Origin of the sequence: Paenibacillus algorifonticola, from assembly GCF_050481745.1 — a bacterium.
In the GTDB taxonomy this organism is placed as follows: domain Bacteria; phylum Bacillota; class Bacilli; order Paenibacillales; family Paenibacillaceae; genus Pristimantibacillus; species Pristimantibacillus algorifonticola_A.
The window spans coordinates 32,555-55,324 of the sequence record NZ_JBCNGR010000045.1 but is presented as its reverse complement, the minus strand read 5'-3'; the positions used below and the strand labels follow the sequence as shown (position 1 = coordinate 55,324).

At 49.7% G+C, this 22,770-nt stretch carries 14 protein-coding genes; 2 read left to right on the top strand and 12 right to left on the bottom strand.

What is annotated here, in order from left to right; genetic code table 11:
* Positions 1 to 42: 42 nt before the first annotated feature.
* From ABEW34_RS29040 to ABEW34_RS29030, 3 genes are all read right to left on the bottom strand, one after another.
* Positions 43 to 4,005 (bottom strand): S8 family serine peptidase, encoded by a 3,963-nt coding sequence (locus ABEW34_RS29040; RefSeq protein WP_430164403.1) that lies wholly within the window; start codon positions 4,003 to 4,005, stop codon positions 43 to 45.
* 398 nt (positions 4,006 to 4,403) lie between these two features.
* The gene (locus ABEW34_RS29035) at positions 4,404 to 5,486 is read right to left on the bottom strand and encodes an LLM class flavin-dependent oxidoreductase (protein ID WP_430164400.1); all 1,083 of its coding nucleotides are present in this window, start codon (positions 5,484 to 5,486) and stop codon (positions 4,404 to 4,406) included.
* Positions 5,487 to 5,492: 6 nt separating this feature from the next.
* Positions 5,493 to 6,353 carry a VOC family protein gene (locus ABEW34_RS29030; RefSeq protein ID WP_430164397.1) on the bottom strand — a complete coding sequence of 287 codons (861 nt, stop codon included), beginning with the start codon at positions 6,351 to 6,353 and terminating at the stop codon, positions 5,493 to 5,495.
* 200 nt (positions 6,354 to 6,553) lie between these two features.
* Here ABEW34_RS29030 and ABEW34_RS29025 point away from each other — a divergent pair, with 200 nt between their 5' ends.
* Positions 6,554 to 7,090, top strand: a complete 537-nt coding sequence (locus ABEW34_RS29025; RefSeq protein ID WP_056042834.1) for a helix-turn-helix domain-containing protein — start codon at positions 6,554 to 6,556, stop codon at positions 7,088 to 7,090.
* Positions 7,091 to 7,192: 102 nt separating this feature from the next.
* Here ABEW34_RS29025 and ABEW34_RS29020 read toward each other — a convergent pair whose 3' ends face one another.
* From ABEW34_RS29020 to ABEW34_RS28980, 9 genes are all read right to left on the bottom strand, one after another.
* A complete protein-coding gene (locus ABEW34_RS29020; protein ID WP_430164394.1) occupies positions 7,193 to 8,764 on the bottom strand; it encodes an ABC transporter substrate-binding protein in 1,572 nt (523 codons plus the stop codon).
* A gap of 69 nt (positions 8,765 to 8,833) precedes the next feature.
* Positions 8,834 to 9,766, bottom strand: coding sequence for a carbohydrate ABC transporter permease (locus ABEW34_RS29015; RefSeq protein ID WP_341281308.1), 933 nt, complete (start codon positions 9,764 to 9,766; stop codon positions 8,834 to 8,836).
* 15 nt (positions 9,767 to 9,781) lie between these two features.
* A complete protein-coding gene (locus ABEW34_RS29010) occupies positions 9,782 to 10,702 on the bottom strand; it encodes an ABC transporter permease (RefSeq protein WP_430164391.1) in 921 nt (306 codons plus the stop codon).
* A gap of 178 nt (positions 10,703 to 10,880) precedes the next feature.
* Positions 10,881 to 12,455 carry a response regulator gene (locus tag ABEW34_RS29005; protein WP_430164388.1) on the bottom strand — a complete coding sequence of 525 codons (1,575 nt, stop codon included), beginning with the start codon at positions 12,453 to 12,455 and terminating at the stop codon, positions 10,881 to 10,883.
* Between the two features lie 25 nt (positions 12,456 to 12,480).
* Positions 12,481 to 14,274 carry a sensor histidine kinase gene (locus tag ABEW34_RS29000; protein WP_430164385.1) on the bottom strand — a complete coding sequence of 598 codons (1,794 nt, stop codon included), beginning with the start codon at positions 14,272 to 14,274 and terminating at the stop codon, positions 12,481 to 12,483.
* A 177-nt stretch (positions 14,275 to 14,451) separates the two neighbouring features.
* Positions 14,452 to 16,413 carry an ABC transporter substrate-binding protein gene (locus tag ABEW34_RS28995; RefSeq protein WP_430164382.1) on the bottom strand — a complete coding sequence of 654 codons (1,962 nt, stop codon included), beginning with the start codon at positions 16,411 to 16,413 and terminating at the stop codon, positions 14,452 to 14,454.
* 28 nt (positions 16,414 to 16,441) lie between these two features.
* A complete protein-coding gene (locus ABEW34_RS28990) occupies positions 16,442 to 18,499 on the bottom strand; it encodes an iron ABC transporter permease (protein ID WP_430164380.1) in 2,058 nt (685 codons plus the stop codon).
* Between the two features lie 8 nt (positions 18,500 to 18,507).
* Positions 18,508 to 19,533, bottom strand: coding sequence for an ABC transporter substrate-binding protein (locus ABEW34_RS28985; protein ID WP_430164377.1), 1,026 nt, complete (start codon positions 19,531 to 19,533; stop codon positions 18,508 to 18,510).
* 278 nt (positions 19,534 to 19,811) lie between these two features.
* The gene (locus ABEW34_RS28980; RefSeq protein ID WP_430164374.1) at positions 19,812 to 21,749 is read right to left on the bottom strand and encodes a glycoside hydrolase family 127 protein; all 1,938 of its coding nucleotides are present in this window, start codon (positions 21,747 to 21,749) and stop codon (positions 19,812 to 19,814) included.
* A 130-nt stretch (positions 21,750 to 21,879) separates the two neighbouring features.
* Here ABEW34_RS28980 and ABEW34_RS28975 point away from each other — a divergent pair, with 130 nt between their 5' ends.
* On the top strand, positions 21,880 to 22,725 hold the full coding sequence (locus tag ABEW34_RS28975; RefSeq protein WP_430164371.1) for a helix-turn-helix transcriptional regulator: 846 nt from the start codon (positions 21,880 to 21,882) through the stop codon (positions 22,723 to 22,725).
* Positions 22,726 to 22,770: the final 45 nt, after the last annotated feature.

Sequence of the window (22,770 nt, the reverse complement as noted above, 5' to 3'; positions counted from 1 at the left end):
TTGTATCTTGTATCTTGGCTTTTTCCTTTCACCTCTTGCCGCTTACAGCTTGAAGTTGCCTAAAACGAAGGAAATATCGAGCAGATCAATCGCGTTATCCCGGTTAATGTCCGCTGCGCTTGCTTGCGCATTTGCCCAGCTTGTGCTCCGCGACTTGCCGAACTGCTTGGCAACAAGCTGGAGATCGGCCAGATCGACTTTGCCGTCGCCATTCACGTCGCCCGCCAGAAGCGGTCCGACATTATGCGTCGTATCCTCGTCTGCCACCGTCACCGAAGCAGCCGAAGCCACATGGCCTGGCGCTACGACGCGCACCGTGTAATTGCCCGCAGGAACAAGCAGCGTATAGCTTCCATCCGCCTTCACTTCACCTACAGCTGCAACCTCTTTGCTTGCTGTAATGGCCTCTACCACAACTTTATGCACGCCATCGGCACCCTGGTACCAAGTCTCGCTGTAATTCACACCGCTGCCGAAAGCTTCCGCTGTTATTTTGCCTGTAATCCGATGTTCTGGCTCAGTTGGCCCCGCCGTCACCGTAACAGATGCGTCACTCACGCTGCTGTAGGAAATTTCTTGCGTATCGCTGTTTAATGCCCGTACATTGGACAATTTAAAATCCCGTTTTCCGGTGCTGCCACTGGAAAAATGGAACGTTGCCAGCGTCCCGGAGCCACTGTAGCCGCTATGATCTCCGGTCAAGGATACGACATAATCGCTCCTTGCAATGCCGTTGCCGAGATCGACAATCGCCTCATCTACGATGAGCGATCCGCCAGGATTCGCCTGCTGCTGATAGGTCGACAACGTAACGCTTGGCTCCACTGAGCCTTTCACCAGCGAGCTGTCATACGTCAAGCTGAATTGCGCCGCATATAAGCCCTTAACATGAGCAAAATTCACATCAATGTCAAAGGTTTCTCCTGTGCGTACACTAGACTTTGAAGCAACAGCCGCTAATGTGGCAGGCTGCTGAGCCGTGCTCTCATAACGGACAACAAAGGCTGGCTCAATGACGCCATTATCGGCGGCATCATACACATACACGTCAAACGTATTGCTTCCTTGGACAATTGGCACCGGAATCTCAAAACGCCCGTCTGCTGCAATCGTCGCATCATACTGCTGCAAATCGCCGTTTGCATCCTCAGCCATCGCAGCAGCGCCAACTGCCGAATAATCGCCGAACAAAGTAATGAGGCGGTCGCTAATAATTCGCCCGCTAATCACGCCCTCGCTGCCCGTAACGGCAATCGGCGGATCCGAGAGCTCCGCAACTGGAGCCTGCACATCCACGATAAATTCGGCCAGCTGGTCAAGCAAATAATCATCATTGCCAAGACCAACCCAAGGCACGACGACATATTGACCTTCACCAAGCTGCTGAGGGCCAAGTGCCGTCAATATTTCCCCGTCCCAGCCTTCAACAATGTAGCTGCCCGGGCTAATGCCTTGCGCGCTTTCCACAATGACCCCTTTCCAGGACAAATTGCTTCCCGAAACCGCATAAACATCTAGTGAAAAATACGGCAGCGTTGCATTTACTCGGAACGTCAGGTCGGTCGTATCCGCTGCACCGTCACCATTTGGCGAAAAGAGGAACGGATCAAGCGTGATTTCCGATACTTTTGCCGGAAGCTCCACGTCGCCCACATAGACAGCGAGTGGAAGCTGTATCGTCTGTCCTGCACCTTGAATGACGACCTCGCCCTCATAACGGCCAGCCGCTGCTGCTTCAGCTACATGCAGCGCTACATCGAAGGAAGCAGTACCTCCTGCCGCCACCGCGAACTGTTCCTCGCTAACGCTCAGCTCACCCGCGGCCTCGCCATACCATATCGTCGATACCGCATACGAGCTTCCTGCTCCGGAAATATCCTTCACTTGGATGGTTTTTGCCGAATCATTCCCGGCGGCCAGCGCTCCGAAAGATAAGCTGCCCGTCAAATAGGACGTAGCGGCCGCGCCTGCTACCGCAACCGTCGTTTCTTCCACGAGCGCTATCGCTTTGGCATTGGAGATTTGCTCCAAGTCAATCCGTCCAGCCCCTTGATCCATATGCGAATAGCGCTCGCCGCTGCGATCCGCCAGCTTCTTCGCATTGTTCATCAGCAGCCCTTTTACCTCAAACGGAGTAAGCCCCCGCTTCTTTTGAAGCAGCAGCGCCGCAGCGCCTGCAATATGCGGGCTTGCCATGCTCGTGCCCTGCTTGTTTTCATAAGCATCCGAATAATCGCCGCCATAAGCGGGTATGGATGAACGAATGGCTACACCTGGCGCCGTTATATCCGGCTTAATAGCCAGCCCCGGCAGCGATGGGCCGCGCGAGCTGAAATCTCCCATCATATCCTGCTCTACTACTGTACTGAAGTCGACCGTATACCCGCCTGCTTCAGCAGCCGAATCAACCTTCGCTTTGAGCGCAAGTCCATCCTCCTGCGAGATGCTAAGCGTTGGGACATAATCGACTCCAGCATTGAGCGTTCCGCTAAATTCGCCTGTCGCATTGTTATAAATAATAACAGCCGCAGCTCCGGCATTTAAGGCATTCAGCGCCTTTTCGCCAAAAGTAATGGAGCCGCGTGAAATGAGCGCCGCTTTCCCGGTTACCTCTTTGCCAATGAAATCTGCCGCTGTTCCAAAGCCAGCATAAACAAGCTCCAGTGCACTATTTTCCAAATGGCCCAGTTCCGGGGAATAGGCCATGTACGCACCATAAACGCGGCCTGCTCCAGCCCCTGTCAGCACTGGCACCGATAGTGGCGGCGAAGATGCACCGACGGAAATCGCCAGTTCCGCAGTAGCTGGAACACCAACCGTATACGGTTCTGGTCCGTCATTGCCGTTCGCCGCAACCGCCACGACGCCTGCCAGCATCACATTATTCAGCGCGACGGCGCTAGCCTCGAACTGATCATTAAAGTCATCACCCAGCGAAAGATTAATGACATCCATGCCATCAATAACCGATCGTTCCATCGCGGCAATGACGTTTTCGGTCGAGCCTTTGCCTTTCGGCCCCAGTACGCGGTAAGCATAAATATCTGCACCGTATGCGACGCCTTTCACCCAGCCGTTTTCGCTATCCGGGTTTCCCGGATCTCCGCGCCCTGCCACGGTACCTGCCACATGCGTGCCGTGGGAGGTTGCCGCTTCGGCATCATTCGGATCGGGAAGCGTCTCGTACGGATCATTGTCATTGTCGACAAAATCATAGCCGCCCTTATAAGCATCCTTCAAGCTTGGATGCAGATAGTCTATGCCAGTGTCAATAACTCCTACCTTAATGCCTTCTCCCGTTAGGCCGCTGTCCCAATAAGTCGGAGCGCCAATAAATGGAGCGCTCTCGTCCATTTTCGCCTCCATGCTTGGCAGCGGCTCTATAATGATTTCCGTATTCGGATAGATCGCCTTCACGCCAGGCAGCGCAAGCAGCTTGTCCACCTGATTGGCCGGAACCTGTAACGAGTAGCCATTGAAAATTTGCTGGTACTGGCGCCCGAGCTTCACATTCAACTTCCTCGCAGCAGCGGCAAAGCTGGATTGCTCCTGCTTCACAATCGTCTGATAGCTGGCAATGGACTTAGCCTGCCCTTGCTGCGCCTTGACGCTCTGTACGGCAATGGGATCAGAAACCAGCTCAACGATGACGCTGATCGTCTGGCCACTGTTCGAATGCGGTACATAATTTTTGAGCAATGGCGTTGTTCCCTCTGCTGTAGATCCCGCGGTTTCGGAGCCGCTCGCCGCTTCCAGCTTGAAGCGCTGCTCCCCCTGTGCGCCAAGCGAGCCTGCCAACTCCTTCTTGCCAGCTGAATCTATTTGCTGATAGGCCGATTTAGGCAGCTTCAGCTGCTGTGACAAAATGGAAGATTTAATGCTTTGCGGCGCTGTTTCCGCCCCCATAGCCCCTGCGGGGAACAATAAGGTGAGCAAAAGCGCCATTACGACTAAAATAGATAATGGCTTATTCCGACTTGTTTTGCGTTTGAACCACTGCTGCATGAAATCCCTCCTATTTTTCTTTGCCCTCTACTAAACTGCTAGCCGATCCTCCTTTCTATTTCACATCACAAATTTCCTTTTCATCCATAAATATGTATTTCTAAGTTCGCTAAAACCTATTGTAAAGGATCGTTTGCGAGAAAATTGTAGAATCGTCTGATTATTGAAAATGTTTTGGAGCACACAAGGTGAAACGGCTGTCGCCGTCCTTCGGCGGCGCGCTTCATTCCGAGAAATATAAGCCGATTATAAGTGTGAAACTTATAATCGGCTTATATTAAAAAAATCTGGAAAACGCTGTAAAGCAGCGTCTGCCAGATTGTCTATGAATCTATGAATGGCATACCGTTAAGTGCCAGCTTTCGGCAAAATCAGCACGGATGCGGATACAGTTCAAACTATGATTTCGTTTTTGTCGCTGCACGCACAATAGGTGCGACCTTCCCGGCTAAAAGCTCGATGCTTTCGGCAACTTTGGCATAAGGAATGCCGCCAATATCGAGTTGGGCAATAAAACGCTGATGCCCGAACAGCTCATGCTGACGAATCATTTTCTCAGCTATTTCCTCAGGGCTGCCGACGAACAAGGCCTGATCCGGCGCCGTCATATCGGCGAATTCCTCCTGTGTAATGCGGAAGTCGCTGCCGCGCTGGCGGTTCATATGCGACCAATAATTCGTGTAATAGGGGAAATATTCCGCACGCGCCTGCTGGCTATCCTTCGCGATATAACTGTGACCAGTGACGCCAACCTTCAAGCTCGCCGCATCAAAGCCCGACGCGATTCCCGTTTCGCGATAAAGATCGACGAGCGGCTTGAACCTGTCCGGTGAACCGCCAAGAATCGCCATGATCATACCGAGGCCAAACTCCCCTGCGCGCACGGCGCTCTGCGGCGATCCGCCAACGCCAACCCATACCGGAATTTGCGGCTGAATGGGACGCGGAGCAATCGCAGCGGCCCGAAGGGCAGGGCGATGCTTGCCATTCCAGGTTACCGTATCCTGGCGGCTGAGCTCGCCGAACAGCTCCAGATTTTCGCTAAACAGCTCATCATAATCGCTCAATTCATAGCCAAACAGCGGGAACGATTCGACGAAGGCTCCGCGTCCTGCAATAATTTCCGCGCGTCCATCAGATACTAAATCAAGCGTCGCATAATCCTCAAACAAGCGCACTGGATCAACCGTACTTAGCACGGTAGTCGCACTCGTCAGCCTGATGCGCTCCGTTTCCCGGGCAATAGCTGCCAGCATAACCGGCGTTGCCGAAACAACAAAATCATGGCGATGATGCTCTCCCAAGCCGAATATGTCGAGGCCTCCCTCATCCGCCAGCTTTGCCGCAGCAATAATGTCCTGAATCCGCTGCTTCGCACTTATCGTGTCCGATGTGTGGGGATCAGGCAATATATCGCCTAGTGTATAAATGCCAATTTCAATAGCGGCCTGCTCCTGTTGACCATCCGTCTGCTTCTCCATCTCCACTTACCTACCAATCGTCAGCAAACTGGATATGCCAGAAGGATCTGTGACCATCCAGCCATCTGCCTGCTTGCGGAATTGTATTTGCTTTTGCCCCAGTCTGGCCAGCACTTCGTCCATCGCTGCTTGATCAGGAAGCACAATCGTGTAGTAGTCCAGACCTGCTGCATTCGCTGGAGCCGCCGGAACACCGACGCCTGCCCATGTATTCAGGCCCAGGTGATGATGATAGCCGCCCGCCGAAATGAACAATGCGGAGCCGCCCATATTGAAAATAATATCAAAGCCTAATGTGTCGCAATAAAACTGCTGGGCTTGCGGCAGATGGCTTACATGCAAATGCACATGCCCGATGACCGTGTCCTCCGGCAGTCCGTTCCATACTTTGCCTTCGGAAGCATCCAGAAGCCCTTTAATGTCAACGGGATCAGTCGCCATCTTATAGCCGCCGCCCTCCAGCTTCTCCCATTGCTCACGCGGGCGATCGCGGTAAATCTCAATGCCATTGTTGTCTGGATCATTGAAATACAAAGCCTCGCTAACCAAATGGTCGCCCTGTCCAACGGCTACATTATGGTTTGCCAAATTCCGCAAAGCAAGCCCTAGCGCTTCGCGGCTCGGCAATAAAATCGCAAAATGATACAGTCCCGCAGCTGCACGCTCCGGCAAAACAACCGCACCCTGCTGCTCCTGCAATATGAGCAGCGGACGCTTGCCATCAGCCGTCAGCTGCACTTCGTTTCCGCTGCGAGAAAGCTCCTTAAAGCCAACAACCGCTTTATAAAAAAGGAGCGAGCGCTCCATATTACTTACTTTAAGCTTCACATAGCCAATATGTGCAGCCGGATGAATGGAAATAGTCATTGTCCATCGCCTCTTTATCTGATATATTTGTAATAATAATATATGTTTTATATGAGAAATATTATCATGCTCATGGTGGCAAGTCAATAAAACATTTGCTACTATGGGTGGAGCTTAATGGTACATTCACAAATCAACCAGCAAACCATCCCAGCTTAACGACATCGGTTAAGAGGCAACCAAGGTTTTAGGAGGTACTCATGGATATTGGCAATACGATTCGCACCATTCGCAAGAAGAAGCAGCTCTCCATCCAGCAGATTGCGGAGGCTACGGGACTATCGCAGGGCTTCCTGAGCCAAGTCGAAAATAACAAAACATCGCCATCTATTTCTACGCTGGATCATATTGCGGGTGCGCTGAACGTTCCACTCGCCTTCCTGCTGCTCAAAAAGGATGAGCGGATGCAGATTTTGCGCAAGGACGAGCGTCGGCACACCTTATACGGGGGCGGTAAGATGAAGGTCGAGCAGCTCAGCGAGCGCGGCAGCGTCAAAATGATGCTCGTCGAGCTTGAGCCCGGCGCCTCGACGGCAGAGGCGCACGCGCATGCGGGCGAGGAAATCCACTTCCTCCTCTCCGGCACGATCTATGTAGAGCAGGGAGACGAATCGGCGACCATCTACGCAGGCGATTCCTTTAGCTGGAAAGCCTGCATGCCCCACTATGCGAAAAATATTGGCGAGGATACAGCCATTGTGCTCATTTCCATTAATAACGATACACAACTGGTTTAGCCCATCCTATTCAAATTGATCTATTGAAAAAGCAAAAGCCCGCAGCCGGAGCATCTGTTGCCAGATGTCCTGCCTGCGGGCAGCTTATTGCATGAGCTGCTATTATTTTTTGGCTGCCAGAAAAGCATCGATTTGGCTTTGCACTTCAGCAATAATTTTATCAATGCCGGCTGCTTTCACCTGCTTGTTCAAATCCTCAAGGCCTTTATCTACATCCTTGATTGCGCCATACTCCAGCGGAATAGCAAAGCGGAGCATCACATTGCCAACATTCGCCACTTCCGTCTTCACCTTGCTGTTGTCAAAAACGAAGGTTTCCAGTGGGTAGTGGTAAACCTTTGCTTCCCAATCGTTCGTGAGCGCAGTTGCTTCCTCTGGGAAGGAGGCGTTGTCACGATTAAGCGGCGAGTTGAAGCCCCAGCTCGAGAAGCCTGTGAAGTTCACGCTTTTATCCGTCGTATCGTATTTATCGTCGCCAACGGCTGTGAAATGTACACCTGGGATTCCGTATTGCACCAAGTCATGAAGCTCTCTGTCATTTTGCATCAGGTCGACGAACATCAGCGCACGCTCCGGATTTTCGGAGGTTGCATGGATAGAAACACCGTTTTGCGTCGATACGGCATTCGATTTTTTCGTATTTGGCGTTATGTCCGCAAGCGCAAGCTCATAAGGCGATTTTTCCATGCGCATCAAGGCCATGAGTGAGCCGAGCGTTCCCATGTTATGCGTAATAGATGCGGTTTTGCCTTCCTTGAAATCCTGCTGATGGTCATTTTTATTGTTTAATACGTTTTTCGACCAGGCATTATTGTCAGCAAGGTCTTTGTAATAATACAGCAGATCCTTGAATTCCTGTGTTTCATAGACGTTAAACACTTTGCCCGCTTCATCCGTCAGCTTAAAGCCGATCGGCAGGTCGAAATCGAGCATGTTCCAGTCATTTTGCTGCTTGAGCAGGATGCGATCTAAATTATGCAGCTTCCAATCGCCGGTTTCCGGTGTGAATGGCGTAACGCCCTTCTCATTTTGAGCGACCGCTTTCAAATAGTTGGCATAGGCTTCCGGGCTGTCGATAGCAGGAAGATTGTATTTTTTACGCAGGTCCTCCCGGTACAAAATCAGCTTCTCTACCGATTCGCCTCTGTTTTGCGGAACCATATACAGCTTGCCGTTTACTTTCGCCTGATCCCAGCCTACCTTGTCCATCGCTTTCCACGTTTCCGGCATATATTTGGACAGCATATCGTCGGTCAGCTCCAGAAAGCCGCCTTTGAGTGCCTGATCGTTATAGCCCGCCCAGTTCGCAGAATAGATAAGGTCAAAGTCTTCATTCGCCGCCAGCTTCAGCGGATATTTTTGCGCCCAATCGGACCAATCTAGAAATTCAGCATCGACAGTCGCATTGATTTTTTCCTTGAGCTTTTTATTAATTTCTGCGAATACGGCATCATAATCAACCGGCTTCGGGCCGACAAACACCATTTTCAGCTTGACCTCTTTGGAAATATCTAAGCCGTCCTTTGTAGGCGACTGCGTTGCGGAAGAATTAGTACCTGATGCTGGGGCTGTGCTCGCTTCTGTTCCTGTATTGCCACCGTTGCCGCATGCACCAAGAACCATGGCTAAAGTTAGGGCTACCGCCGGTATAACGACTTTTTTCTTCTTTTGCATATTGAATTTCCCCCTTAAATGTAACTGTTGATATGCCCATCTATCTTGATAAACCAAGTTCCCTTGGGATTATCCTTTCACTGCGCCAATCGTCAAGCCTTTTACAAAGTACTTTTGGATGAAGGGATAGGCAAGCAGGATCGGACCGCTCGCTACAACCGTCATTGCCATCTTGAGGCCCTCTGTCGGCAGGCTTGTCGTCACGACAGCGCCTGAGCCCATCATCGCCTTGCGCATGCCATCCATGTTGCCCAGCATTTTGTACAAATAATATTGCAGCGGCATCAGCTTGTCGTCGGCAACGAACAGCAGGGCGTTATACCAATCGTTCCAATACCCAAGGGCAAGGAAGAGACCGATTGTGGCAAGAGCCGGCTTGGACAGAGGAAGAATAAGCTTCATAAAAATGAGGAAATCGCCGGCGCCATCGATTTTGGCAGATTCAACAATCGCTTCTGGAATGTTGCTCATAAACGATTTCATGACGATAATATAAAACACGTTCAGCAGCAGCGGCACAATCAGCGCCAGCGCCGTATCCTTCATATGGAGATAGTTGACGATGAGCAGGTACCAAGGCACAAGCCCGCCGCTGAACAGCGTCGTAAAGAAAAAGAAGAAGGAAAAAAAATTGCGCCACTTGAAATCTTTGCGTGACAGGCAATAGGCGGTCATAGCCGTCAGGAACAGGCCGATCGCTGTACCGATAACGGTAACGGAGATGGTTACCCCATACGCCCGAATCATTTGTTCGGGATATTTGAACAGGATTTTATAAGGCTCCACAGAGAAGGCAGTTGGGAAAAATTGATAACCCTCACGCACAATCGTGCTTTCCTCCGTAAACGAAGAGGATACGATCAGAATAAAAGGCAATATGCACAGAACCGACAGTACGGTTAAGGAAGTATAGCCGATAATGGCAAGAAGCTGGCGGTCGAGCTGACCGCTTTTCACAGACTTGACGGCTTTACTGCCGATATTAGCATCAGATACACTCATTTTCATGACCTCCCACTAGAATAAGGCGCGATCTTTGTCATACTTGCGAACGGCATAGTTAAACAGCATAATGGTGGTGAATCCGAGAACGGATTGGTAAACACCCGCAGCGGCTGACATGCCAATGTCATTCGAAGTGATGAGCGATCTGAATACGAACGTATCAATAACATCAGTAGACGAGAACAACACACCATTATTGCCGACCATATTGTAAAACATCCCAAAATCGCCTTTGAAAATATTGCCCACTGCCAGCAGCACCAATATAATGACGGTTGGATATAAATTAGGAATCGTTACCTTGAAAATACGCTGAAAAATATTCGCGCCATCGATTTCCGCGGCCTCATACATTTCGGTATCAATGCTCGTGATCGCCGCCAAATACATGATCGTACCGTAACCGAGCGTTTTCCATGCTGCGACCAGTACGAGAATAATTGGCCAATAGGCAGGCGTATTATAAATATCAATCGGCTCCAGCCCAATATTTCTCAGCAGGGAATTCACCGTTCCGATGTCAAAGCTGAGCAGGTTGTATGCAATCGCTCCCACGACAACCCATGAAATAAAGTAAGGCAGGAACAAAATCGACTGAGCGATTTTGCGGAACCATTTGCCCCCAACCTCGAACAGCAAGATCGCCGTGAAAATTTGCAGCACATTGTTGACTACAATAAAAGCGATATTATAGAGCGCCGTATTTCTTGTTATGCGCCACGCATCGCCCGATTCAAAGAAAAACCGAAAGTTGTCCAGCCCATTCCACGCGCTTCCGAAGATTCCGCCGGCATAATCATAATGCTTGAAAGCAATAATAATGCCCGCCATCGGTATATAAGCAAACAGTAGAAAAAACAAAACAGCTGGCAGCAGCATGAGCAAAATAGCCCGATATTTGATGACATCCTGTATAAATCCGTATCGCTTCATCTGTGCTCCCCTCTCTTCTCTTGTCTGCTTTCATTATAAGAAAAGCAGGGCGTCCGCATAATTAAGGGGAACAACTAAAACTTATACTAATTCAACGATTGCATAAATGGGCGGTTAAAAATAACCCGGAATCCGTCGGACCCCGGGCCATTACTATGACATAAACATAGATTTACGATTAAATGTTATGTTTTTTCCGATATTCTCCCGGCGACATGCCAATCTGCTGCTTGAATTGACGATTAAAATAAATAATATTTTTGTAGCCAGCCAGCTCGGCAATTTCATATATCTTCTTGGTCGGGTCCTCCAGCAGCTTGCACACATGCTTCATACGCAGCTCGCTTAGAAAATCGCTGAACAGCGTATTCGTCTCGGCTTTGAACAGCTGGCCCAAGTAGTTCGGCGTAAAATCAAAGTGGGCCGCCACCTCATTGAGCGTAATTTTCTGATCGAGCCGCTGCTCCACATACAGTGCGATTTCTTCGATCAGCTTCCGCTTCTGCCGCTGCTTCTTCAAATACAGCAGCTCGGACAGCTCGAAAAACCGCCTTCTCAGCCAGGAGAGAATGTCGTGCACCGTCTCGAATTGGAACAAGACAAACGGCTGATGGGAGTCCCATTTTAAAATTTCATATAAATGCTCGTTCATTTGCTGGAGATCCGCATGCAGCTTGGACGTAATCCGAATAATGAGGTCGTAGATGTCGTTTTTCCCGGTTAGCGGCTGGTCGCCGCTGAACAACTCCCGCAAGCAATCGTCGACCGTCGTCAGATCATATTCCAGCATCGCCCGCAGCATCCGGTCTACCGTCTCTTCGAGGCTGTACGCCATCGCTTCTTTAGGCGACCAGACCGCTGCATCGTGAATGAGCCTGTTTTTCCCAACAATCCATTTGATGCTGAGCGCTGCCTGTGCCTGCTGATAGGCGTCATGCAGCTTGGCAATGACCGTTGTATGCATGCCAGCGCCAATCGTAATCGAATAGGGAAAAGCTTCGTTAAACGCTTGCACCAGCTTTTCAAGCAGCGCTTTGCATTCCGCCTCCTGAACCGTCGCCAGCAGCACAAAATGATAATCATAGCTGGTCAGCAGCGTTCCAACCTGATGACGTTCAACAAAGTCACGAATAAACAACGCCATTGCCGCTGTTAAGGAACGGCGCTCATCCGCTGCCATTTTACCCAGCTTCCACTCCATATCGTCGATTTCAATAATCGCAACGGCTGCTCCGCCCTGCAGCAGCGGCATAAGGAAGCTGTGAAGATGCTGCTCTACCCGCCCCGAGGTCGGCTCGTTGAACCAGCGCAGCAGCAGCTCCTGATGCACCAGCGTCAGCGTCTCGGTCAGCGACTGGTTTTGCAGCCGCTCCTGCTCGATTTTGTTGCACAGCTCCAGCAGCATATCATGAAGCTCGGTATCATCAACCGGCTTAAGCAAATAGCCGGAGGCGTTCAGTTGAATCGCTTCCCTCGCATAGCTGAAATCCTGATGACCGCTTATAAAAACAAGATGGGCCATCGGGTTAATCGCCTTCGCCCTGCGGGCAAATTCCATCCCCGACATAATCGGCATGCGAATATCCGAGAGAATCAGGTCGATGCGCTTCTGCTCCATCATTTCCAGCGCCTCGAACCCGCTAGTAGCAACGGACACATCCTGCAATTGCAGGCGCTCATTGCCGACTACCCGTCGCCGGAGCCATTCCAAATCAATCGCCTCATCATCCACGAGCAATAAACTAATGTCCATCCCTGCACGCTCCCCTCTAAGCTGCCTATAGCCAAATTCCTTCTGCATCCTCCCGCATCTCGGCATTTTCGACCGGAAGAATAATTTGCACCGTTGTGCCCGCGCCATAATGGCTGCCAATCCGAATGCCAAAATCCGTGCCGTAACGCAGCTTGATTCGCTCTTCAACGTTTTTCAGACCATATTTATCCGATTTGGCGTCTTCCACTTTATCCGTTTGTCCCGCAGGAGCAGTCATAGGCAGGGACGTATTCGAGAGCATTTTCCTCAGCGTATCCGGCCGCATCCCGATGCCGGTATCAATAATTTTCAGCTCAATGCGGTCGCCCAGCTGCCTGCCCGTTATGCGAATGGCAATCGTTTTGCCAAACCAGGCATGCTTAAAAATATTTTCAACAAAGGGCTGTAAAATAAGCTTAATAATGGGCGTTTGCAAAATATCCGGCTCAATATCGTAATAAACCTCGAACGTGTCCGCATATTTTACCCGCTGAATGTCCAAATACGTCTTTACCTGCTCAAGCTCCTTCTCCAGCGTAATGTAGACATTGCCGCCATTCAGCGTTAAACGGTAAAACTTCGACAGCCCCTGAACCATCGCCGTCACCTTGTCCGTCTCGCCCAAATTAGCCAGACTGCCAATCGTCGAGAGCGTGTTATACAAAAAATGAGGGCTGATCTGCGCTTGCAGCACGTCCAGCTCCGCCTGCTTTTTCTGAATGCCCTGCACGTAGACATTTTTAATCAGCTCTTGGATGCTCGTTGCCATCTGATTAAAGGAATTGGCGATGTGGACAAACTCGTCATTGCCGGTAAAACCGATCCGCTTATGAAAATTCCCCTCTTGGAAGGAGCGGACCAAGGTGACGATTCGCTTCATCTTTTTGCCGGAAAGCCGGGCAACGATGTAGCCAATAAACACCATGACCAGAAAGCTGATTAAGCACACGGCGAAAATAACCTTTTGCATACGGCTGGCATCCTTGTTTAAATAGGCATGCGGCACAATCGTTTCAATCACGAATGGCGTTCCGGGTATGTCCTCTTTCACACTCAGGTAGGAGGCCGAATCAGAATGATCGCTTGTTATGCCGCGCGTATACATGACCTCGCCTGATTGGGTGTTTAGCAGCCGCAAGCTGATGCCTTGATCGATCGGGAACGTATCGAAGTTGCCAAGCAGCTCATCGAAGCGTGCCGTCACGCGCACATAGCCGATAATGGGAGCCATCCCGCTGGAGGACACCAGCTTGCGAAAATGCGAAACGTTTTCCAGCTTGCGGTCGGAACCCAACTGTATCCAAAGATTATCCTGATTGGATGCTTGAAGTGACTTGAACCAGTCCGTATGCTCGATCTGACGCACCGAGAGCACATAATAGTCTCTGCGCTGTATCGGCTTGTCCATATCATCGCCCGGCACCTCGTACATTTTCTCGTCTACGGTGTAGACGGCAAGCCTGATATTGTTCCCATACAGCTGGAGCGGCGCCCTCATCTGCGGGATAATGTCATCCTTCATTTTCAGCATTATTTCCAGCGGTTCGCCTGTGTTTTGCAGCGCATTCTGAAACGTTAAGCTGCTGAAAAGCGTGCTCGATATACGCTCAATTTCATCCATTTGGTATTCAATATTATTGCGCGTCTGCTCAAGCGCGGTGCGAATATTCGTCTCCGCCATCTCCGTTCGTGACTGCACGAGCATCGTATACGATATATAGCCGACTAGCACATCCGTCAGCAGCACTAGCGCCATATAGGGAATCATCATTTTATACGTAAATGGTATATACAGCTTGCTCAGCTTGAAGCTCTTCATCTGTCGTCCCCTTTCGTGTCATGCAGCGCTTATGTGCATCATTCTACAATACGGGAGGGAATTTTGATATGGCAATAAAATCACTATTCCTGCACTTATTTTAGCCTTAAAAGAAAATAACCCGTAAAGTGGAAACTCTTGGAGAGTCCACTTTACGGGTTGGATTTATTTGTTTATTTATTTCACAATACTTTCAAGCACATCATCAATCATTTGCGAGTTGGCAATCGTTCCTGTGTACAGCCAGCTGGCATTGTTGTCATACGCGTAGACATTGTTATTTTTCACCGCAGGAATGCCCTGCCAGATTGGATCGCTCAAAATTTCCTCTTTCGTCGCCTCCCTGCTATTCACAATGAACAGGTAATCGGCGTCCAGCTCGGCCAGCTTTTCCTTGGAAATTGCACTCCAATTCGCCTTCGCCGTAGAGGATATTTCCGCAACTACGTTCGGAACCGTCAAGCCCAGATCCCGATAAAGCAAATCGCCACTGGATAAGTTTTGGTTGACGACGTAGACATTTTTAGCCGTAACCCAGAGAACCGCAGCCGACTTGTCACCGATTGCTTGGTGCAGCTTATTCTTGGCATCCGTTGCTTTCGCTTCATAATCAGCCAGCACCTGCTTCGCTTCCTCACTCTTATTCAGCACTTCTCCTATCGTGAGCAGCTCCTGCCGCCAATCATTGTTGACATCGCTGCCTACTGTATAGGTTGGGGCAATTTTAGCATATTGCGCATACTTGTCCCCCATCACCATTTCCGCATTGTCGATAATAATAAGATCAGGCTGGTAGCTCATTACGACTTCATAGGGAAGCTCGGAGGGAATAGCAGGGATATTCGCCAGCTCCTTCTGCAAATAATTTTGCACCTTCCCCTCGCTTACTGACCACTGAGCAACTGGAATGACGCCTAGCGCCACCAAATGATCTTCCAAATAAGAGGCTATAACCCGTTTAGGATTAGCCGGAACCTTAACTTCATTGCCCAAACCGTCCTTCAGTATCCGCTCACTCGCTGTCTGTTCCGCTGAATGGCTGCTTGCGGCTGGCGCAGTCCCATTGGTCGCTGGAGAATTTGCCGAACTTCCACATGCACTGACCAATAGAGTCATCGCAAGCAGCATTATAATGGCCATTGATTGTTTGGAACCTCTGTTCATTCTTAATACCCCTTCGCCTCTGTTTTGATAATGATTATCACCAATAACAGTATGCCCGCTGCGCCTTCTCGACACAATAGGGTATCGGGACATCAATAATGGATTATATGGACGTTTTCGCGGGGCGCTCGCTTCCGTTTTATAATGGATCGGCGAAATGCCCGTATGCTTTTTAAAAATACGACTGAAAAAATAGACGTCTGGATATCCGACACCTGCGGCTATTTCCTGTAAAGTCCCCTCCGTGCTCGTCAGCAGCACTTTCGCCTTCTCGATACGAAGCTGGATGAGATAATCAATCGGACTATGTTGGATTTGATTTTTGAATAGGCGTGTTAAATGCCTTGGCGTGCAATCCAGCACATTCGCCAGCCGCTCCAGTGTAATGACTTCGGCATAATGCTCATGGATATACCTGATCGCCTGGGCGACCAGATCCGCTTTTATTACGGAAACCTCCTGCTCCTCAAGCTGCCGCAGCAATTCGTATATAAAATGGTAAAACAACGTTTTCACATGCAGCCCGGCAAGCTTGCCGTCCTTGTGAAACTCCTCGTCCAGCTGCTTCAGCTTCTCATAAAGGGATATTGGGAAAGCTGGCGTAACACCGTATTGCATGCGAAAAGGATTTTTCTCCAGCAGCCGCTGTTTGTCCGGCATATTCAGAAAAGGCTGAACCGTTTTATAGAGGAGGAGATAATATTCAAAAGGCTCTTCCACCTGGCGAATATCCAAATAAAAGCCTTTCCCGCCATGCAATATTTGAAATTTTTTGAATGCATATTCCCGATTGTCCAAAGCAACCGCCGCACTGCCTCTTAGCCCAAACAAAAACGCATTGGACGGCAGCCGGTAGGAACTAAGCGCTTCCCCTAGCTTCATTTTAATATGCCGAACATCCATCACTTTAATGGCACTATGCGTGAACCAGTAAAGCTGCTCGTCGACGTTTATCTTGTCGTTCGTGACTTCCACCCGATCTTCACTCCTTGCTCTAACGCTCCTAGAACTTCCTAACCACCGAGCGGTACATGAGGAACAGGAAATATGGACTGCCTATCAGCATAATAATTAGGCCTGATGGAATTTCTTTTGGTGCCATGATCGTTCTACCGAGTGTATCGGCAATGACGAGCAGCAAGCCGCCAAGCAGTCCTGACAAAATAATCGAGCGCCTCGTGTGATGCCCAATCATCATGCGCACGACATGCGGTGCCATAAGCCCGAGAAAGCCTATCGTACCTACGCTCGCAACAGCTCCAGCTGCTAGCAAAACGCCAATAACCATCGCCCAGAGCCGCGTTCCTCGAACCGGCAGACCTAGTCCTATCGAGCTTTCGTCGCCAAACGCCAGCAAATCGAATTTCCGGCCCAAATAGTAGGCAATCGGTAAAAGGATAAGCAGAAACAGTAGAATGCTATAAAATTGATTCCAGCCTCTCCCATAGGTCGTGCCCGTTAACCATATTAGGGCTGTACTGTTCCAAAGGCTCGCCTTGACAATCATCGCCTGTATGCCCGCAGAACCGATGGCCGATACCGCGATGCCAAGCAAAATAAGAACAGACGGATTTAAAGATTTGCGCCATGCCAAGAAAAATACAAAGGCTGCGGCAAGAACCCCTCCTGCAATTGCCGCAATCGGGAGAGCGAACATGGTTAAATTCGGCAGCGCAACCAAAACGATTAGCGCGCCAAACCCCGCCCCCGACGTTACGCCAATAATCGAGGCATCAGCCAACGGATTTCGGACGGCGCTTTGAATTAAGACACCGCTAATGGCAAGCGCAATTCCACCCCCAGCCGCAACGAGTGTACGCGGGAGCCTTAATTTCAGCAGCACCGAATAGGATGATTCTCCTCCACCGACGAGGCTGCCCAGCAAATCGGCGATCGGAATTCTCGTTCCTCCAAGCGACAAGCTTACGAGGATGATAACGATGAGCAGCACGGTCATGGATATCGCAGTCGGAGCGAAGCGCATACGCAGTGCTACCCCGCCGATGTTCATAGATGACTGCCCAGAGCCTGAACCGGATATATTTTTCATCTTGGTCAGTACGAGCCAAATGAGCCAAGGCGCTCCAATAATCGCCATGACCGCGCCAACCGGCATTTCCCCTAAATTGCTCCGCACCATACGGGCAAGCAAATCCGCCGCCGTAATGAGCAGCGCTCCCCACAATGCGCTGGCGGGAATAAGCAGGCGATGCTTGCGAATACCGCTAAGGCGGACAAGATGAGGGGCGACCAAGCCGACAAAGCCAATTGGACCAACTACACTGACTACAATCGCAGCCAGCAGTACCGAAAGGCCAAGCCCCATTGCCCGTGTTAATCCTACACGCTGTCCAAGCGAACGAGCAGTAGACTCATCGAGCTCCAAGGCATCAAACTGCCTTCCTGCGAGCATCGCGATTGCAAGCAAAGCAATAACGAATGGCCATGCATACTGGACGCCGCTCCAGTTCAGCTGAATCAGGGAACCCGAGCCCCATAAAAATAAATTTTGCGTTTCCGTCTGCTTAAAAATATGTAGAGCCGTTGTAAACGCCCCAAGCACCATGGATACGATCATGCCTGATAAGGCGAGTCTGATCGGTGTCGCCTTCCGGCCTCCGCTTAGAAAATAGGCTATGATTGCCGCCAGCAATCCCCCAGCCGCCGCCAGTAAAAATGGGAACTGCTGCTGCAGGGCAGGAAAAGCGACCACGCCAAGCACAACCATAAAGTAAGCCCCCGCATTGATACCTAATGTATCAGAAGCAGCGAGCGGATTTTTCGTTATCGTTTGCAGTAAAGCACCGGCCGCAGCGAGCGCAGCACCAGCCAAAATGCCAATAACCGTGCGCGGCATGCGGATATCCCAAAGCAGATTATGCTCCATTATATCTTGGCGGCCGAGCAAGCCTTCTAACACGGTGGCGGCCGGGATTTTAGCTTCCCCGAAGCAGAGACTTAAAATGGATAATACGAAAAGGGCGGCAACGCCGCCCCCAAATATTCCAATTACCCGCCAGGTCATTCCGATAGTAGCTTCATTTTTATGATTTTCGTTCATCGTGGCACTCATTTCGTTAATGTATTTACAACTTCATCAACGATCACTTTCGAGGAGATTGGACCGCCGAACACCCAGGTCGCGCTATCTAATCCGAAGAAACGATTTTCCTTAACAAAGGCAAGACCGTTCCAAACCGAGTTATCCTTTAGTTCTTTTGAAAAAATGTTATCATCCTTTTGAACGATGTAGAGTAGATTCGTATCCTGAACCGCAGGCAGCGCTTCAACCGTCGAAGTACTAAAACCGTAAACCTCAAAGTTTTCCGATTTCCAATCGTTTTTCAGGCCAATCCGATCCAGCGTTTGTACAGCAAGCGAGTTGTCAGTAAAAAGACGCAGCGTCGCTGCATTTTGGTAGCTGTACGCTTGTGTCAGCACGTAATTAAAGCCACCCTTACCTGCTTCCTCCAGCTTCGCCTTTGCAGCTGCATAATGCGCATCCAGGTCAGCTAGCACTTTAGTACCTTCCTCTGTTTTGCCAACAGCAGCTGCAATCGTTTTGAACACTTCTTCCATCTGGTCATATTGATTGGTGTCCCCTTCAAGCGGGTATAGACTAAAAATCAACGTTGGCGCAATGCCTTTCAATTGATCATAAATCGCTTCGTGGCTATCCGTATTCGCTATAATCAAATCGGGCTTCAAAGCCGCAATGGTCTCTAGATTCGGTGCGTCACGCATACCAACATCCGTCACGTTTTCATCCAGTGGCGCTTCTGATGTCACATACAGCTTATATTGTGCGTTATCGGCATTACCAACTGGCTGCACGCCAAGCGCAATCACGTCCTCCGTAAACGTCCACTCTAGTACGACAACCTTTTGTGCTGGCTTGTCCAGCTTAACCTCGCCTTTAGCATCCTTTAATACAATAGGTCCAGCGGCAGCGGACTCCCCGTTTGAATTTGCAGCTGCTGCATTGTCAGTTGCGGTTGCTTCTGCTGCCGAATTATTCGTAGTGTTAGATCCACAGCCCGCTGCAACCAGCATAACAACGATAACCATAATTAAACCCATTAGCCTTTTGTTCATTTTGTTAATCCCCCTATTATTCCAAAAATCAAAGCTATTCTACTGCGATAATGTTTATCACTATGTTGATAATGATTATCATAATTAGGTACAATAGCTATATTAGCTACCATTTTAACGAAAGTCAATGTTTAAATTTTTAACTTCCACTTTATCCGACCCGAATACAAAGAAGGACAGGATGCGTTCTCCCGTCCTTCTCGCTATCTTGTATCCATGCCGCAAATGATATTAATCCTGCATATTATACCTTCATCTTTTCATCTGTTTCAGCTATTTCAGCTCTGCAGCCAGACGCTCATTTCGCCAGGCAGGCGATTGCCCCATAAATAATAAGGAATCGACTTGAAGCGAACCGCTTTCCTTTGCTTCGTATAAGGGCGGTATGGCTTACCATCTGACCATGAAGCTGGGTCTGTCATTACTCCATCACCTTCTACAATAAGGCAGCCTCCAAGAAGATTTTGATCGGCATACTCCGTCAAATTCGGCTCCTCGGCCAATGCAAGCGAGGTAATCGGAGCCCTATTATCGGCTTCCTCTAGGCAATAGACGAGCGGACCACGCTGAATGGCTACTTTACCAGCATCTGCCCGAATGAACGGGTGGGCAGCAATCAGCTTTGCCTCCATCGGTAGAAGCCACTGCAATGTATCGCCATCTAACCAATTTCGCTCTACCTTTGCATAGCCATTTTCAATACGATAGGGCTGCGTTTCACCATTCACTTTCAACGTCGGCTGCTCGCTTTGAAACCAATCCGGTATGCGTAATGCGATTTCAAACGCAGCACTTGCTTCGCCCTCTGGGAGCGAAACCGACAATTCTATATGACCGTTCCAAGGAAGCTCAGAGCGTTGATGCAAGTTGACGTTGATGCCATCAAGCTCAAGGGCAGCTTGGCTACCGATAAACAAATGGGTATACACCGTCCTGCCATCGTCAGACACGTCGTAAATATAATCATTTAGCGAAGCTAGCAGCCGGGCGACGTTAGGGGGACAGCAGGAGCATCCGAACCATTTTTGCCGAACCGGCTTGACGTGATGTTTGCCTGGATTTTTGCTGCTTGCTTCAGGCCACACCTCTAGCGGATTAACATAAAAGAAATGTTTGCCGTCCTTGGACATGCTGCCAAGCACATTGTTGTACAGCGCTCTCTCCATCACATCCGCATACTCGCTTTTGGCTTCAAGCTGCAGCATCCGGCGCGCCCAGAAAATCAAGCCGATAGAGGCGCAGGTTTCCGCATAAACTGAATCGTTAGGAAGATCGTAGTCGAACGTGAAAGCTTCTCCGTGATGCGTTGAGCCAATTCCCCCGGTAATATACATTTGTTTACTTGTTGTATTCGACCACAGTCGCTCGCAAGCTTCGCGCAGCCCCGCGTCTTCAGTCAAGCGGGCGAGGTCAGCCATCGCCGTGTACATATAGACGGCTCGAACGGAGTGGCCGACCGCAGCCGTTTGCTCACGTACAGGAAGATGGCATTGGTATACTTCCAGATTAGGCATCCCTTGCGACCAAATATTTGTTCTGCCGCCGCGTTTCCATTCCTCTATAAAATAGTTTGGCTCGCTTCCACGTTCATCAATGAAGTAGCGGCTCAGGTTCAAGTAGCGCTCTTCTCCCGTTACTCCGTACAGCTTCACCAAGGCCAATTCAATTTCCTGATGCCCGCAATAAGCCCTAATCTGGCCCGGTTCGGTTCCAAACAAACTCGCAATCAGGTCAGCGAAACGGCAAGACAGGTCAAGCAATTTGCGCTTGCCTGTCGCTTCGTAATAAGCAACGGCTGCTTCAATTAAATGGCCTGCGCAATAGAGCTCATGGGCTTCGTAAAGATTCGTCCATTGTTTTCCAGGTTCTTTGATCGTAAAATAGGTGTTCAAATAGCCGTTGTTTTGTTGCGCTTGACCAATCAGGTCAATGGCCTCATCGGCAATACGCTCCAGCTCAGGATCGGGGTGGCGGCGAAGCGAATAGGCAACAGCCTCCAGCCATTTGTACAGATCGCTATCTTGAAAGACCCAGCCGCCAAATTCCCCTTTCGCAAGTCCAGCAGCAATTTTAAAATTTCGAATGGCATAGCTCGGCTCGGCACCTTCTATCCTGTCGTTCAGCGCTTCCCACTGATAGGGGATAACCGTTTGGCGAACGAGCTCGGAATAGGGGTTCCAAAAATCATCTTGGATATGAATCTGTTTTTTTTGCATAGATATCCACCTCGAAATTATAAAATTTGACTCTCTATAACATCGAGTATATGCTTTTTATAACTGTCATAATAGAAACGGATTGACCTTTTTTCTATAAAAAATAACACAAAATAATGAGGGTATTCATTTGAATGACGAGTTCATGGTTTCGCTGCAAACCCCACCCCTTCCTTATTATTGGGAAGCTGGCCGCTCGAACTTCCGCGCAGGAGATCGCCATCCGGATCGAAAGCATTTTAGGCTTTTCGATCTGCTGATCGTGGTTAATGGAGTACTGCACATTGGCGAAAATGGGATTGAATGGTCGCTTGGAGCAGGCGATGCGTTATTGCTGCTGCCAGAAGGAGAGCATTATTCGGTCAAGCCTTGCACGCAGGAAACGTCTTTTTACTGGGTTCATTTCGAGCATGAGCTCTGGCGTCAAGCTCCCCCGATTGCCCAGCCAGAAGCAACAGCCCCGTCTTCACCATTCGATCATCCAAAATTAATACGTATACCTAAGCAAACTGCGCTGCCTAATCCCCAAATCGCGTTTAATCTATTGAGTCAGCTTCTGGAGCTGCGGGTCGGCGAAGCCTTCTGGGAGAAGCAGCATTTGCTGTTCCAACTGCTCGCTTTGCTGGAACACGGAAGTTCAGGTATGGCTAGCACACCGGCAACACGTCTGGCTGAGAAGACTGCTGCTTATCTGCAGCGCAACTACCAAGAGGAAATCACCAATGAAACGCTGGCATTGGAGCTGCATTTTCACCCTAACTACATTGTTCGTTGTATGAAAATGAAATATGGTGTCACGCCCGTTCATTACTTGCTGCAATTTCGGATGGAGCGGGCGAAGCAGCTTCTCATCTCGACGGAATGGTCCATCGATCGCATAGCTGAAGAAGTCGGCTTTCGATATGCTCCTTACTTCTCCACCTGCTTCAAACGCAGTGTTGGAATGACTCCACTCCACTTTCGCAAGAAATATTAGACAAAAAAATAACAACCGATCATCCATAATGATCGGTTGTTATTT